The following is a 13,188-nucleotide window of genomic DNA, read 5'->3' as shown; positions in this document are numbered from 1 at the left end:
CGCCAGGAGCCGACCCCCGCCACGTCGTCGTTCGACCTCGCCGCGATGCGCGCCGCGTACCGCGACGCCGGGCTCGACGAGAAGGACCTGGCGGCCGACCCGTTCGAGCAGTTCGAGCACTGGTTCGCGCTGGCCAGGGAGAGCGGACTGCACGAGCCGAACGCCATGGTGCTCGGCACGGTCGGGCCCGGCGGGCGGCCGAGCGCGCGCACGGTGCTGCTGAAGGGCTTCGACCGCGAGGGATTCGTCTTCTTCACCCACCACGGCTCCCGCAAGGGCCGCGAGATCGAGGGCAACCCCCAGGTCTCGCTGCTGTTCCCTTGGCACCCCATCGCGCGGCAGGTGATCGTCATGGGCACCGCGCGGCGCACGGGGCGCGCGGAGACGGCGGCGTACTTCAGGACGAGGCCGCATGGCTCGCAGCTGGGCGCGTGGGCGAGCGAGCAGTCGTCGAAGATCGCCTCGCGGGCCGAACTCGACGGCGTCTACGAGGAGTTGGCCCGGCGCTACCCCGAGGGCGAGGATGTGCCCGCGCCGCCGCAGTGGGGCGGGTACCGGGTGGCGCCCGAGTCCGTGGAGTTCTGGCAGGGACGGGAGAACCGGCTGCACGACCGGCTGCGGTATGTGCGCGAGGGCGGCGCGTGGACCGTTGAACGGCTCTGCCCCTGAAGAAGCCGCCGACAAGCCCCCGGTCTGACAAGCCCCCGGTCTGACAAGCCCCCGGTCTGACAAGCCCCGGGAAAGCAGCGACCCGCGAGCCTTGGTCCCCGTGCGGCGCGGTGCGCCGGGCGGGGAGCCGGCCGGACGTCGCCGACGGCTCGCGGATCGGGTGACTGCTCGGGATTGGCCGGCGGTGCCGGCGCCACGTGTCGTGGGACAGCGACCGCTAGGCCGCAGTCACCTCACGCGTCCGGTTGTCATGCATCTGCCGAACCACCTCCCTTCTCGTGTACCTCGCACGGTAGGCGAAGCCCTCGGGGCCTCACAACAGGATTTCGGTGCGGCAACGGAATTCGACGAAACCCTATGTGACCGAGGTCACTATGCAGTTGAATGGTTTGGCGCGCCTGCGACCGGCGCTCACTCTCCTGTGCAGGGGGTATCAGGTGACCATTCCTTCCGAGGCTCAGCCCGCGCATCTCGTCCCCGCCGCGGATCTCTCGCTCGGCGTCTCCGACGAGCGGCTGCTCACCGCACTGCTCGACGGCTCGGACGCCGCCCTGTTCGCCATGGACACCGAGGGCAGGGTGACCCACTGGAACCGCAACGCCGAGCGCCTCCTCGGCTGGACCCGTGAGCAGGCCGTCGGCCGCACGGGCCTGGGGGGCTGGGCCGTGCGGGACGCCGACGCGGCCGACGTCGGGACCAGGCTGCTCGCCGCGCTGACCGCGCCGCCGGGGCCGCCGGGCGTCACGCCTCGCACCGCGCACGAGTTCCCGCTGCTGCGCCGGGACGGCGGCCGGCTGCTGGTCCGCGCGCTGACCACCGCGATCCGCGCCGCGGACGGCAGGCCATCGGGGGTGTATGTCGCGTTTGGCGAGGTGCACGCGCAGCTCGCCATCGAGCGCGGCATCGCGCTGAGCGAGGCCCTGCTCGGCGACTCGACGTGGGCGGTGCTGGTCGCCGACGCCGATCTGCGCACCGTCGCCGCGAACGAGCGGGCCGCCCGCGCGATGGGCCTCACGCCCGTGGACATGCTGGGCGAGCCGCTCGCGGAGTTCTGCGGCGACGGCCTCGACGAGCTCGAGTGCGCCCTGGAGCGCACGCTCGCGGGCCAGCCGCCCGAGGAGCCCATCGAGCTGTGGGTGACCCCGCTCGACGAAGGGCTCGGCGAGGACAGGTTCGGCGCCTCCGTCTCCCCGCCGGGCGCCCAGCGCCGCTGCCTGCTCAGCGGCTTCCTCAGGCTTGGCTCGCCCACCGCGCACGGCGCCGCGCCGCTCGGCGTCGCCTGGGTCTTCCAGGACGTCACCCGCTCGAGACGCGCGGCGCAGGAGAGCGCGCGGCGCGCGTTCCGCGACAGCCAGCTCAGCAGGGCCACGCGGGCCGCCGCCGAGTGCGACGACCCGATCGAGGCGGCCCAGCTCCACCTCCACTACGCGCTCGCGGGGTTCTCCGAGCACGCGCTGCTCGACGTCGTCGGCGACGCGGCGGCGCTCATCCGGCTCGCCGAGAGCCCCGGCGCGTTCCACGAGGTCTCCACGCCCGCGCACGGGGTGACCGTGCGCTACGCCCAGGGCCACCCCGCGCTCCAGGCGCTCGAACGCGGCGTGACCGTGCGCGCCACGGGCGGCGCCACCCGTTCGGGCTGGGCCACCGAGTACCGCTGGCCCGACGAGGCGGAGCACGCGCTGTGCGTCGTGCTGCGCAGCAGGGGCCGGAGCCTCGGCGTGGTCACGTTCCTGCGCGGCGCGGGGCGCCGGGCGTTCGACAGGGCGGACGCCGCCTACGGCGAGGACGTCGCGCTGCGGATGGCAGCCGCGCTCGACCTCGGCGGGGTGGCGGGTGACCGCTGAGGGGCGGACCGGGTCAGCGGCGCCAGAGGATCCTGTCGGCGTGCTCGGCGAGTACCCGCTCGTTCCACTCGCGCCCGCCGTCCACGTTGGCGGAGCGCAGCAGCGGCGGCTCGGAGCCCGTGCCCGCCAGGCGCCCCGCGGCCTCGGCGACGACGGCCTGGAGCAGCGCGCAGGTCACCACCGTCGAGGCGGGGGCGAAGGGCGCGCTGATGCCGTCGCTGGTCAGCGTCGCGTCGCCGACCGGGACGCCGCTGTCGAGCACGAGGTCGCAGTGGTCCTTGAGGAACGTGCCCGATGGGTGCCTGGAGACGGTCTCGGTCGTGTAGGCGACCGAGGTCACGCCGATGACCGTGAGGCCGCGCTCCCTCGCGTGCTGGGCCATCTCCACCGGCAGGACGTTGCGCCCCGACAGGGAGATCACGATCAGCAGGTCCCCGGCGCGCGCCGGGCTGGAGTCGAGGGCCGCGGTGGCCAGGCCGCCGACGTGCTCGAGGGCGCTGCCGAGGGTCGCGGGGAAGACGTCGACGCCGGTGGTGCCCGGCACGGTCAGCAGGTTGACCAGCGCCAGGCCGCCCGCCCGGTAGACGAGGTCCTGGGCCGGGAGCGCGGAGTGGCCCGCGCCGTAGGCGAAGAGGGTGCCGCCCCCGGTGACGGTGTCGGCGACGAGGCCAGCGGCCTTGGCGATGTGCGGGGCCTGGGTCTCCCCCGCGCGGCGCAGCAGCCCCGCTGCGGCGGCGAAGAACTGGTCGGCGAGCGTGCTGTCGCTCATGAGTGGCGGGTCCCCTTGGTGGCCTGGGCCGTAGCGGCGGCCGTGACGGTGGCGGTGACGGTGACGGTGACGATGGCGGTGTGGTGGCGTTCGGGCAGGCCCCACCGTAAAGGTCTGGACCACTGCTGTGTCAATACGCATGCGTTCGGTTACCCGTGGCGGGGACGGTTGTCACTGCCATGCGCCAGAATTGGTGTGGGGCCACCGCACGAGACATCGAGGGGCATCTATGTCCGGACTGATCGACACGACCGAGATGTATCTGCGCACCATCCTCGAATTGGAGGAGGAGGGTGTGGTCCCGATGCGCGCCCGCATCGCCGAGCGGCTGGAGCAGAGCGGGCCCACGGTGAGCCAGACCGTCGCGAGGATGGAGCGCGACGGGCTGCTGACCATCGCGGGGGACCGGCATCTGGAGCTGACCGACGAGGGGCGGCGGCTGGCCCAGCGGGTGATGCGCAAGCACCGCCTCGCCGAGTGCCTGCTGGTCGACGTGATCGGCCTGGAGTGGGAGCAGGTGCACGCGGAGGCGTGCCGCTGGGAGCACGTGATGAGCGACGCGGTCGAGCGCCGCGTGCTCCAGCTGCTGAACCACCCGACCGAGTCGCCCTACGGCAACCCCATCCCCGGCCTCGCGGAGCTCGGCGAGGAGGGCGCCGACCCCGACCCGTTCCTCGGCGAGGGCATGGTGGCGCTTTCCGACCTGGACGCCGAGGACGGCAAGACGGTCATCGTCCGCCGCATCGGCGAGCCGATCCAGATGGACGCGGCGGTCATGCACACGCTGCGGCGCGCGGGAGTGCAGCCGGGCGCCTCGGTGAGCGTGACCGCGGGGGCCGGGGGCGGCGTGCAGGTCGGTAGCGGCGGGGAGGCGGCGGAGCTGGCGCAGTCGGTCGCGATGCACGTGTTCGTGGCGAAGGGCTGAGCGCGCGGGGGACGTGAAGGGGGAGGCGGCGGCGACCCGGGGGCGCCGCGGCCGTGGCCGGTCGTGCCCGCGCGCCGCAGCCCGGGTGCGCGCGGGGCGATCCTCATCCACGCGGGGATCGGTGCGGCTCAGCGCTCGGTGTTCGAATGCACTTTCGATATCGTGGGCCTCGGTGAATCGTGCGGGACGTCGGTGACGAGGCCGAGGGAAGGGGGAAGGCACGGATGGTGCGGCGCCTCGACGTGGTCGGGCAGGGCGGAGTGCGGCTCGCGGCTTGGGAGTTCGGCGAGCCGCCCAAGGGGGAGCGGTCGGCGCGGCCCGCCGTGCTGATGCTGCACGGGCTGCTCGGCCGGGCCTCGCACTGGGCCGACACGGCCCGCTGGCTCTCGGCCGACCACCGCGCGATCGCGCTCGACCAGCGCGGGCACGGGCGCAGCGACAAGCCGGTGGGCGGCCCGTTCGACCGGGAGTCCTTTGTCGCGGACGCCGAGGCGGCCGTCGTCCAACTCGGCCTCGGCCCCGTCGCGTTGATCGGCCATGCCATGGGCGCGCTGACCGCGTGGCAGCTGGCCGCGCGCCGCCCCGACCTGGTGAGCTCCGTGGTGATCTGCGACATGCGGGCTACGGCGCTCGGCACCAGGTCGCAACGCGAGTGGCAGGCGTGGTTCGACTCGTGGCCGCTGCCGTTCGCGACGCTGGCCGACGCGCGCCGCTGGTTCGGCGAGGAGGACCCCACGCTCGACCGGCCGCGCCCGGCGCGCGGCGACTTTTTCGCCGAGGTGATGACCGAGCACGCCGACGGCTGGCGCCCCGGCTTCTCGCGCCGCCAGATGCTCGCCGCCCGCGAGGGCTGGGTCCGCGACGCGCACTGGGACGAGCTGGCGCTCGTCGAGTGCCCGGCGCTGGTGATCCGCGGCCTGGGAGGGGAGTTGGGCCGCGCCGAGGCCCAGGAGATGGTGCGCGTCCTGCCCAGGGGCCGCTACGCCGACATCCCCGACGCGGGCCACCTCGTCCACCTCGAACGCCCCGATGAGTGGCGGGAGATCGTCGGGACGTTCCTGCGGGAGACGGTCACGGTGTGACAGACATGGGACGCACTCGTTTACGGGCGCACATCAGAAGAATGTGATGATGTGAGCGACAGCGACGGGGGCTCAAGGGGGTTCACAATGACACGGATGACCAACGCACGCCGTGGTGCATGGATCGGCGCGGCGATGGCCGGGCTGCTGGCGCTCAGCGCGTGTGGTGGCGGCGACGGGGATTCGCCGTTCGAGAGCGGCGCGCAGGGCGGCGAGGAGAGCGGCGGCTCGGGCGAGACAGGCGGCGAGACCGGCGGTGAGGGCGAAGAGGGCGACGGCGGCTCGATCGCCGACCTGCCCGCCGACCAGATCATGGAGCGGGCCCAGGAGGCCCTGCTCGCGGCGGAGTCGCTGCGCATGTCCACCGAGGGCGGCCCCGGCACCGACGGCGTCGGCATGGACCTGCACCTCGACAAGGAGGGCAGCTGCGAGGGCTGGGTCAGCATGGAGGGCCAGGGCTCGGTCGAGATCCTGATGCGCGCCGACCAGGTCTGGATGAAGCCGGACGAGATGTTCTGGACCACGATGGGCACCTCGGACCCGGCGCTGGTCAGCCTGGTCGACGGGAACTGGCTCTACGGCACCACCGACGACCCCGAGCTGGCGTCGACGGCGAGCGCGTGCGCGCTGGGCGACCTGTTCGCCGGGTCGGGCTCGGGCGCCACCGACACGGCGACGGTCGGCGAGGAGACCACGCACAACGGCACGCCCGCGATCGAGGTCCACGACACGGACGACACGGGCGCCGAGATGACGATGCTGATCGCCACCGAGGGCGAGCCGTACCCGCTGCTGATGACGACCAACGAGGGCGGCGGCACAACAGAGCTCGAGCTCTCGGACTACAACGTCCCGGTCTCCTTCGACGAGCCCCCGGCCGACCTCATCCTGAACATCGAGGACTTCCGCGCGGGCGACATCACGACATAAGGGGCCCTGGGCGGGCGGCCCAGCGCCGGAGGGCTGCCCGCACGGTGGTGGCGTGGGTGCCGCGGCCACCGGTTCGGCGGCGGTGACCGGTGGGGTGCCACCGGGGGCCCGGTGATGGCCCTTTGCCGGCGTGTGGCCTGGCGCGTGGCCGCTGACGCGGTGCGCCTCGTCGGTCGCGTACGCGAGGCGCACCGAGGCCCGGCCTCCGGGCCGGGCCCAGGTCTCGGCGCGGAGCGCCGTGCCCCCGGCAGGTGGCCGGAACCGGCCCGGTGCGCCCTGCTCACCGCGTGCGCGGGGGGTGTTGGGGGGTCCGCCCCCCGGGCCCGGTTTCGGCGCGGAGCACCAACTCCCCGCGGCCGCGGGGCAGTTTTGACGGGCGGCTTCGCTGCCGAGGGTTGCCCGGGCAGGCGCGGGAGCGCCGTCCTCCCGCAGGTGCGGGCTGGTTCCTGGGCGCGGGGCGCCGCCCGCTGCCGCGGGTTGTCGGCACCGGCGTGGGGCGCCAAGGGCCCGCAGCCGCGGGCTGCGTGTTCGGCGCGGAGCGCCGCGGGTAGGCGCCGCAGGCTACTTGCTGAGGGCCCTCACCATCTCAGGCAGCGCAGCGCCACGAGGCCAAGCAGCCCGAGCACCCCGAACAGCGCGACCACGGCCATCGTCCCCACGAACGCGGCCGAGCGCCCGGTCGACTGCCGCACGCCGTTGCGCACGAGCGCCAGCTTCAGCCGGACGAACGTGACGACCAGCGCGCGCTCTTCGATCACGCCGTGCCGCCGAGCCACTCAAGGCGCGGACCCGCGGGGTTGCCCTGGGCGCCGACCAGGCGCAGGAACGCCTCCCGCAACGACTCCGCGCCGCCGCGCACCTCCGCGAGCGGGCCGTGCGCGCGGACGCGCCCCGCCGCCATCACCGCGACCCAGTCGCACAGCGACTCCACCACCTCCATCACATGGCTCGAGAACACCACGGTCGCCCCCGACGCGGTGTACCGCTCGAGCACGCCCCTGATGGTCTGCGCCGACACCGGGTCCACGCCCTCGAACGGCTCGTCGAGGAACAGCACGTCGGGGTTGTGCAGCAGCGCCGTGGCCAGGCCGGTCTTCTTCCGCATGCCGGTCGAGTAGTCGATCACCAGCCTGTGCTGCGCGGCCGACAGGTCGAGCACGTCGAGCAGCTCGTCGGCGCGGCGCTCCACCTCGGCCACCGGGAGCCCGCGCAGCCTGCCCATGAACGTCAGCAACTCCCGCCCCGACAGCCGCTCGAAGAGCCTCAGCCCCTCGGGCAGCACGCCGATCCGCGACTTCACGTCGGCCGGGTCGCGCCACACGTCGCGCCCGACCACCTCGACCGTGCCCTCGTCGGGGCGCAGCAGCCCGGTGATCATCGACAACGTCGTCGTCTTTCCGGCGCCGTTGGGCCCCACCAGGCCGATGAAGCGCCCCGCGGGCAGGTCCAGGTCGACGCCGTGCACGGCGACCTGCTCGCCGAACCGCTTCCACAGCCCCCGCACCCGGACGGCGGCGGCCCCTGGCGGCGTGGCGGGCACCGCCGCTGACGCGCCCCCCGCGGTGTCCATGTCGTCCATGTCCCCCCACGATAGACGCGCGACGCACGCGCCGGTCAGGCCAGGGGGCCGCCCTCCTGGCCACACGCGTACGCGAGCGAGGGCAGCACATCCTCGACGCCGGGCAGCGGCCCGTTGCCCGCGCCCGCCGCGCGCACCCACAGCACGCGCCCCCGCGGGCCCAGCGACGTCGGCGGCGCCGCCACGATGTCGCCCTCGCCCCGGGCGGTCAGGTCGAGCGCCGCGGGCGACCAGCCGAGCCGCCGCACCAGGCCCGCCACCTTCGCGGCGCCGCCGGGCAGCACATAGAACTGCATGCGCCCGTACGGCGTTCCGGCCACCGGACCGAGGGCGACCCCGAGGCGTTCCATCCGGGCCAGCGCGAGACAGCCCGCCGCCTCGGGCACCTCGATCACGTCGAACGTCCGCCCGGTCGGCAGCAGGATCGACGCCCGCGGCCGCTCGGACCACATGCGCCGGGCGACCGTCACGCTCCCCGTGGCGTGCGCCTCCCAGTCCCGGCGCACGGGGTGTGCGCCGGGCGCACCGCACTCCCATGCCCGGCACGAACACGAGGCCGCCCGCCCCTCGCGTTCGATCCACGCCCCCGGCAGCACCTCCCAGTGCCGGTCCCTGACGTAGTGGACGGCGTATTCGAGCAGGTTGCCGCCGTGCCGCCCGCCGCGCGCCGGAAGGAATGCCCCTGAGGTGGTTCCGATGGTGTCTTCCACGCCGATGACAACTTCGCTGCTCCGTACGGGTTACGGCCCCGGCGTGACGGGCTGTGGGTCGCGTCACCCGCATGCGGGGCGCATCGGTGCACGCCTAGGGGCATACGGGATGGACCGGGCGGCCCGCGGGCAGTGATCAGGCCGGGAACTCCCCGGCCCGTGAGCAAGGGAGCCGTCAGCGAGGGAGCCGCTTGATGACCGCGAGACCACTGATCGCCCGCCAGCCGAACGAGCGCCTGCTGTCCCTCATCCGGGAGGCGGGCTGTTCCAACGCCGGGCTGGCCCGCCGCGTCAACTTGTGCGCCGCCGAGCGCGGCTTCGACTTCCGGTACGACAAGACGTCCGTGGCCCGCTGGATCCGCGGCCAGCAGCCGCGGGGCCGCGCGCCCGACGTGATCGCCGAGGCGCTGGGCCGCAAGCTGGGCCGCCCGGTGACCGTGGACGAGATCGGCATGGGCACCGCGCGCCAGCTCACGTCATCGGTGGGGCTGCACTTCGCCTCGGGGCTGAGCGAGTGCGTTGAGCAGGCCACCGAGCTGTGGCACTCCGACGTGGCGCGCCGCGAGAGCGGCGAGGGCATCGGCCCCTACGCCGCGGGCGGCTCGCACGTCGCCCCCGCCGCGCTCGTCGAGCCCAGCCGCGACTGGCTGATCACCCCGGCCGACGCCGAGGTGGCCAGGTCGACGGGCCCGCGCGTGGGCAGCGCCGACGTGGAGGCGGTGCTGGCGACCACGGCCGCGCTTGTCGACCTCGACCGGCGCTGGGGCGCGGGCCATGTGCGCCCGGTCGTCGCCCACTACCTCAACAGCGTGGTCGCCGGGCTGCTCGGCGGCTCCTACCGGGAGACGGTGGGCCGCGAGCTGTTCGGCGCCGCGGCCAGGCTGACCGAGCTCGCCGGGTACATGGCGGTGGACAGCGGCCTGCCCGGGTTCGCCCAGCGTTACTACATCCAGGCGCTCAGGCTGGCCCAGGCGGCGGGCGACCGCGGCTTCGGCGGCTATGTCCTGGCGGCCGGAATGAGCCATCTCGCGGCCGAGTTGGGCAACCCACGCGAGGTGATCCAGCTCGCGCGCGCCGCCCAGGAGGGCTCGCGCGGGCGCGCGACCCCGCGCGCGGAGGCGCTGTTCCTCGCCGCGGAGGCCCGCGGCCATGCGCAGCTCGGCGACCGGGAGGGCTGCCGCAGGGCCGCGTCGGCCGCGCTCGCGGCCATGGAGAGCGCGGGCGCGGAGTCGGGCGAGGACCCGGCGTGGATCGCGCACTTCGACGCCGCCTACCTCGCCGACGAGCTGGCCCACTGCCACCGCGACCTCGGCCAGGGCAGGGCCGCGTCGCAGCGCGCGGCCGAGGCGCTTGCGGGGCACCCGGAGAGCAGGGCGCGGCGCCGCGCGGTGGGGCTGCTGCTGATGGCCACGGGCCATCTCCAGGAGGGCGACGTCGAGGCGGCCTGTGACGCGGCCGAGCAGGCGGGCACGCTGCTCAACGGGCTGCGCTCGGCGCGCGGCGCGCACTACTTCGAGGACTTCACCACGCGCCTCGAGCCGCACCGTTCCGAGCCCGTGGTACGGGAGTTCGCCGCGCGCTGGGAGGGGAGCGCCGTGGCCGCGGGGGTCTGACTCGCGGCTGACCTGCCCGACTTGACGCCCGACGGGCGGCGCCCGCAGGCTCCTTCCGAGCCGGTAGCGTGGCCCGGCGAAGGCGTTGACGGACGAGGAGCCCCGCGTGACCAGCCACAACGGACAGGACGACGAGCCCCGCGAGGGCGTGATTCTGCCGTCGACCACACGGGCCGAGCCCACCCAGGATCAGACGCTCGCCTCGGGCCAGCCCTGGGGGCAGCCATGGGGCCCATCGGCCCCGCCGCCCCCGGCCGCACCGGCGTCCCCGCCCCCTCCGGCCGCACCGGCGTCCTCGTCCGTGCCGCCGCCCCCGACCGCGCCGCCGCCCTTCCCCGCGGGCCCGCCCCCCGAGGCGCCGCTGGCCGCGCCCCCGCCCCAGCCCGGTGCCGAGCCCGTGGTCCCGCCCGGCACGGGGCGGCGCAGGCGCGGCGCCGCCACCACGGGACGCCACCGCGCCGCCCTGCCCGCGACCCCCACGCCCGAGCCACCGGCCACCCCGCCCACCGTGCCCGCTCCGCCCACTCCGCTCGACGAGGCCGCGACCCAGCTGATCGCGCCCGTCGAGACCACCACCCGGATACGGGCCGTGCCCGCCGTGGACAGCGAGGGCGCCACCCAGCTCATCCCGCCCGTGCCCGCCGTGGACAGCGAGGGCGCGACCCAGCTGATCCCGCCCGTCGTGGCAGGGGACCCCGAGTCCACCACCCAGCTGCGCCGGATCGACGCCGCCCCCGCGGCGCACCGCGGGGGCCGGGGCCCCGACGACATCCAGGAGACCCGCGCGATGCCCGCGGTCTCCGTTCCGCAGAACGTTCCCCAGGGCGGTCCGCAGAACGTTCACCAGGACTTCGCCGGGCTGTTCAGGTCCGCCGCCGCCAGGACGCCCCAGGAGCCGCCCCCGCCGGGGGCCCCCTCCCGCAGGGCCGGGGGTGGGGGAGCTCGGCGTTCGCCCGCGTTGCTCATCGCCGTCGTCGCGGGCTGCGCCGTCGTCGGCCTCGGCGCCGGAGCCCTGCTGGGCGGCGGAGGCGGGGACGACGGAGGCGACCCGGCCCCCGAGAACAGCGCCAGCGCCCCCGCGCCCGACGACGAGGCCGAGGCCGAGGGCGAGGGCGAGGAGAACGCCGGGGCGGGGGACGCCCCCGACGCGGAGGCCCAGGCCGACGACGCGGAGGCCGCCGCCCAGGCCGAGGCCCTTTCCGCGCTGCTCGGCGACAGCAACGACAGCCGCGACGCGGTCATCCGCGCCGTCGAGGACATCAGGAGCTGCGACCGCCTCAAGCAGGCCGCGGACGACCTGCGCGCCGCCGCCGAGCAGCGCAACGGCCTTGTCACCCGCCTCGACGAGCTGTCCGTCGACGCGCTGCCCGAGGGCGAGGCGCTCGCGACGGCGCTGACCGAGGCATGGCAGGCGTCGGCCGAGGCCGACGAGCGGTACGCGGCCTGGGCCGACGAGGCGAGGACCGACCGCGGGACCGTCTGCCGGGGCGGCTCGGCGGCGCACACCGAGAGCGCGAGCCAGGGCGACGCCGCGAGCGGGCGCGCGACCGAGGCGAAGGAGCGGGCGGCCGCGTTGTGGAATCCGGTGGCGGGCCAGCACGGCCTGCCGGAGAGGGCGGCGACCCAGCTGTGACCGCACAAGCTTCCGAAAGGTCTTCCCGACACGCCCGCCGTTCCCCCACCATGGCAGGCATGCCGCTCAACGACATGCCCTGGTGGCGCTGGCGCGCCCATGTGCGCTCGGCGCTGCATATGCTCTCCGACCCCGCGTTCCACCAGAACTACTGGCTGCCGGGCGTCCCCGGCTACGGCGATGTCACCGACGCCGTCTACCGGCTGGTCGAGGACACGTGGCTGGACAACTGGTCAGCCGAGAAGTACGTCGGCACCGTCTTCCGCGACAGCCAGGAGGCCGCCCTGGTCGACGTTGCCGTGCTGCGCGTGCTGCGGATCATGCACCAGGTCGGGGCCGACGCCCCCGTCGCCGCCTACCTCCAGCACCACGGCTGGCCCGAGGCCGTCCGCGCGGCGCGCGAGGCGCATGTGCGACTGGCCGCAGGGGACGGCGACGACCCCGACACGACCCCTACTTCCCTCGACGAACTGGCCGCCGCGATGCACTCCGTCTGAGGGCTGTGCCAGGCTACGCACCATGACCGCCGAGCAACGAGACGAGTATGTACTGACACTGTCCTGCCCGGACAGACCCGGCATCGTCCATGCCGTGTCCAGCTACCTGTTCATGACCGGCTGCAACATCGAGGACAGCCAGCAGTTCGGGGACCGGGACACCGGGCTGTTCTTCATGCGGGTGCACTTCTCGCCCGTCGAGCCGGTCACCGCGGAGAAGCTGCGCGCCAGCTTCGCGGCCGTCGGCGACACGTTCCAGATGGACTGGCAGCTCACTCCGGCGGGCGAGAAGATGCGCGTGCTGCTGATGGTCAGCAAGTTCGGCCACTGCCTCAACGACCTGCTGTTCCGGGCCCGCACCGGCGCGCTGCCCGTCGACATCGCCGCCGTCGTCTCCAACCACACCGACTTCGCCGAGCTGTCCGCGTCCTACGGGATCCCGTTCCACCACATCCCGGTGACCGCCGACACCAAGCCAGAGGCGGAGGCGCGGCTGCTGGCGATCGTGGAGGACGAGAACGTCGAGCTCGTCGTCCTCGCGCGCTACATGCAGGTCATCTCCGACGACCTGTGCAAGCGGCTGCCGGGCCGCATCATCAACATCCACCACTCCTTCCTGCCGAGCTTCAAGGGCGCGCGCCCCTACCACCAGGCGCACGCGCGGGGCGTGAAGGTGATCGGCGCGACGGCGCACTATGTGACGGCCGAGTTGGACGAGGGTCCGATCATCGAGCAGGAGGTGGAGCGCGTCGGCCACGGCCTCACCCCGCGCCAGCTGATCGCGGTCGGCAGGGACGTGGAGTGCCAGGCGCTGGCCCGCGCGGTCAAGTGGCACAGCGAACACCGTGTCCTCATCAACGGCCACCGCACGGTGGTCTTCGACTAGTAGATTGTTGCAGCTTAATTTTGCTGTGTGGTTGGGTAGAGATGGCGCAGT

The 13,188-nt window shown here is 74.3% G+C and carries 13 protein-coding genes; 9 read left to right on the top strand and 4 right to left on the bottom strand.

Features of this window, described 5'->3' with window-relative positions:
* The first annotated feature begins 45 nt into the window (after nt 1-45).
* Nucleotides 46-669 (top strand): pyridoxamine 5'-phosphate oxidase, encoded by a 624-nt coding sequence (gene pdxH, locus DEH69_RS13735; RefSeq protein WP_113687393.1) that lies wholly within the window; start codon nt 46-48, stop codon nt 667-669.
* A gap of 437 nt (nt 670-1,106) precedes the next feature.
* Nucleotides 1,107-2,513 carry a PAS domain-containing protein gene (locus DEH69_RS13730; protein WP_181727428.1) on the top strand — a complete coding sequence of 469 codons (1,407 nt, stop codon included), beginning with the start codon at nt 1,107-1,109 and terminating at the stop codon, nt 2,511-2,513.
* A gap of 13 nt (nt 2,514-2,526) precedes the next feature.
* Here the strand turns inward: DEH69_RS13730 and DEH69_RS13725 are convergent, their stop codons facing one another.
* Nucleotides 2,527-3,282, bottom strand: coding sequence for an SIS domain-containing protein (locus DEH69_RS13725; protein WP_113687231.1), 756 nt, complete (start codon nt 3,280-3,282; stop codon nt 2,527-2,529).
* A 229-nt stretch (nt 3,283-3,511) separates the two neighbouring features.
* Between DEH69_RS13725 and DEH69_RS13720 the strand changes: the two genes are divergently transcribed.
* The 3 genes from DEH69_RS13720 (at nt 3,512) to DEH69_RS13710 (ending at nt 6,219) form a co-directional block, all read left to right on the top strand.
* On the top strand, nt 3,512-4,207 hold the full coding sequence (locus tag DEH69_RS13720) for a metal-dependent transcriptional regulator (RefSeq protein ID WP_113687230.1): 696 nt from the start codon (nt 3,512-3,514) through the stop codon (nt 4,205-4,207).
* A 224-nt stretch (nt 4,208-4,431) separates the two neighbouring features.
* Nucleotides 4,432-5,289: an alpha/beta fold hydrolase gene (locus DEH69_RS13715; RefSeq protein WP_113687229.1), complete on the top strand. Its 858-nt coding sequence runs from the start codon at nt 4,432-4,434 to the stop codon at nt 5,287-5,289.
* A gap of 96 nt (nt 5,290-5,385) precedes the next feature.
* Nucleotides 5,386-6,219 carry a hypothetical protein gene (locus DEH69_RS13710; RefSeq protein WP_147255573.1) on the top strand — a complete coding sequence of 278 codons (834 nt, stop codon included), beginning with the start codon at nt 5,386-5,388 and terminating at the stop codon, nt 6,217-6,219.
* Between the two features lie 578 nt (nt 6,220-6,797).
* Here DEH69_RS13710 and DEH69_RS13705 read toward each other — a convergent pair.
* Genes DEH69_RS13705 through DEH69_RS13695 form a run of 3 tightly spaced genes read right to left on the bottom strand, consistent with a single transcriptional unit; the run spans nt 6,798 to nt 8,508 of the window.
* Nucleotides 6,798-6,977, bottom strand: coding sequence for a hypothetical protein (locus DEH69_RS13705; RefSeq protein ID WP_113687227.1), 180 nt, complete (start codon nt 6,975-6,977; stop codon nt 6,798-6,800).
* The gene (locus DEH69_RS13700) at nt 6,974-7,789 is read right to left on the bottom strand and encodes an ABC transporter ATP-binding protein (protein ID WP_113687392.1); all 816 of its coding nucleotides are present in this window, start codon (nt 7,787-7,789) and stop codon (nt 6,974-6,976) included. Before DEH69_RS13700 ends, DEH69_RS13705 begins: the two co-directional genes overlap by 4 nt.
* Before the next feature lie 44 nt (nt 7,790-7,833).
* Nucleotides 7,834-8,508, bottom strand: a complete 675-nt coding sequence (locus DEH69_RS13695; protein ID WP_113687226.1) for a bifunctional DNA primase/polymerase — start codon at nt 8,506-8,508, stop codon at nt 7,834-7,836.
* A 194-nt stretch (nt 8,509-8,702) separates the two neighbouring features.
* On the opposite strand from DEH69_RS13695, the gene DEH69_RS13690 reads away from it, so the two are divergent.
* The 4 genes from DEH69_RS13690 (at nt 8,703) to purU (ending at nt 13,137) form a co-directional block, all read left to right on the top strand.
* Nucleotides 8,703-10,121: a transcriptional regulator gene (locus DEH69_RS13690; protein ID WP_113687225.1), complete on the top strand. Its 1,419-nt coding sequence runs from the start codon at nt 8,703-8,705 to the stop codon at nt 10,119-10,121.
* 106 nt (nt 10,122-10,227) lie between these two features.
* Nucleotides 10,228-11,754 carry a hypothetical protein gene (locus DEH69_RS13685; protein WP_113687224.1) on the top strand — a complete coding sequence of 509 codons (1,527 nt, stop codon included), beginning with the start codon at nt 10,228-10,230 and terminating at the stop codon, nt 11,752-11,754.
* A 50-nt stretch (nt 11,755-11,804) separates the two neighbouring features.
* Nucleotides 11,805-12,251: a hypothetical protein gene (locus tag DEH69_RS13680; RefSeq protein WP_258534653.1), complete on the top strand. Its 447-nt coding sequence runs from the start codon at nt 11,805-11,807 to the stop codon at nt 12,249-12,251.
* 22 nt (nt 12,252-12,273) lie between these two features.
* A complete protein-coding gene (gene purU / locus DEH69_RS13675) occupies nt 12,274-13,137 on the top strand; it encodes a formyltetrahydrofolate deformylase (protein ID WP_113687222.1) in 864 nt (287 codons plus the stop codon).
* Nucleotides 13,138-13,188 lie beyond the last annotated feature (51 nt).

This window comes from Streptomyces sp. PT12, assembly GCF_003311645.1.
Classification (GTDB): Bacteria; Actinomycetota; Actinomycetes; order Streptomycetales; family Streptomycetaceae; genus Streptomyces.
Note: the sequence above shows the minus strand (reverse complement) of the source record. Positions and strands in the feature narration are given on the sequence as shown.

Excerpts from the sequence above, each read along its gene's own strand:
- DEH69_RS13710 (WP_147255573.1), top strand. The coding sequence starts at position 5,386 with ATGACCAACGCACGCCGTGGTGCATGGATCGGCGCGGCGATGGCCGGG.
- DEH69_RS13700 (WP_113687392.1), bottom strand. The coding sequence starts at position 7,789 with ATGGACACCGCGGGGGGCGCGTCAGCGGCGGTGCCCGCCACGCCGCCA.
- DEH69_RS13690 (WP_113687225.1), top strand. The coding sequence starts at position 8,703 with ATGACCGCGAGACCACTGATCGCCCGCCAGCCGAACGAGCGCCTGCTG.
- pdxH (WP_113687393.1), top strand. The coding sequence starts at position 46 with ATGCGCGCCGCGTACCGCGACGCCGGGCTCGACGAGAAGGACCTGGCG.
- DEH69_RS13715 (WP_113687229.1), top strand. The coding sequence starts at position 4,432 with ATGGTGCGGCGCCTCGACGTGGTCGGGCAGGGCGGAGTGCGGCTCGCG.
- DEH69_RS13725 (WP_113687231.1), bottom strand. The coding sequence starts at position 3,282 with ATGAGCGACAGCACGCTCGCCGACCAGTTCTTCGCCGCCGCAGCGGGG.
- purU (WP_113687222.1), top strand. The coding sequence starts at position 12,274 with ATGACCGCCGAGCAACGAGACGAGTATGTACTGACACTGTCCTGCCCG.
- DEH69_RS13680 (WP_258534653.1), top strand. The coding sequence starts at position 11,805 with ATGGCAGGCATGCCGCTCAACGACATGCCCTGGTGGCGCTGGCGCGCC.
- DEH69_RS13720 (WP_113687230.1), top strand. The coding sequence starts at position 3,512 with ATGTCCGGACTGATCGACACGACCGAGATGTATCTGCGCACCATCCTC.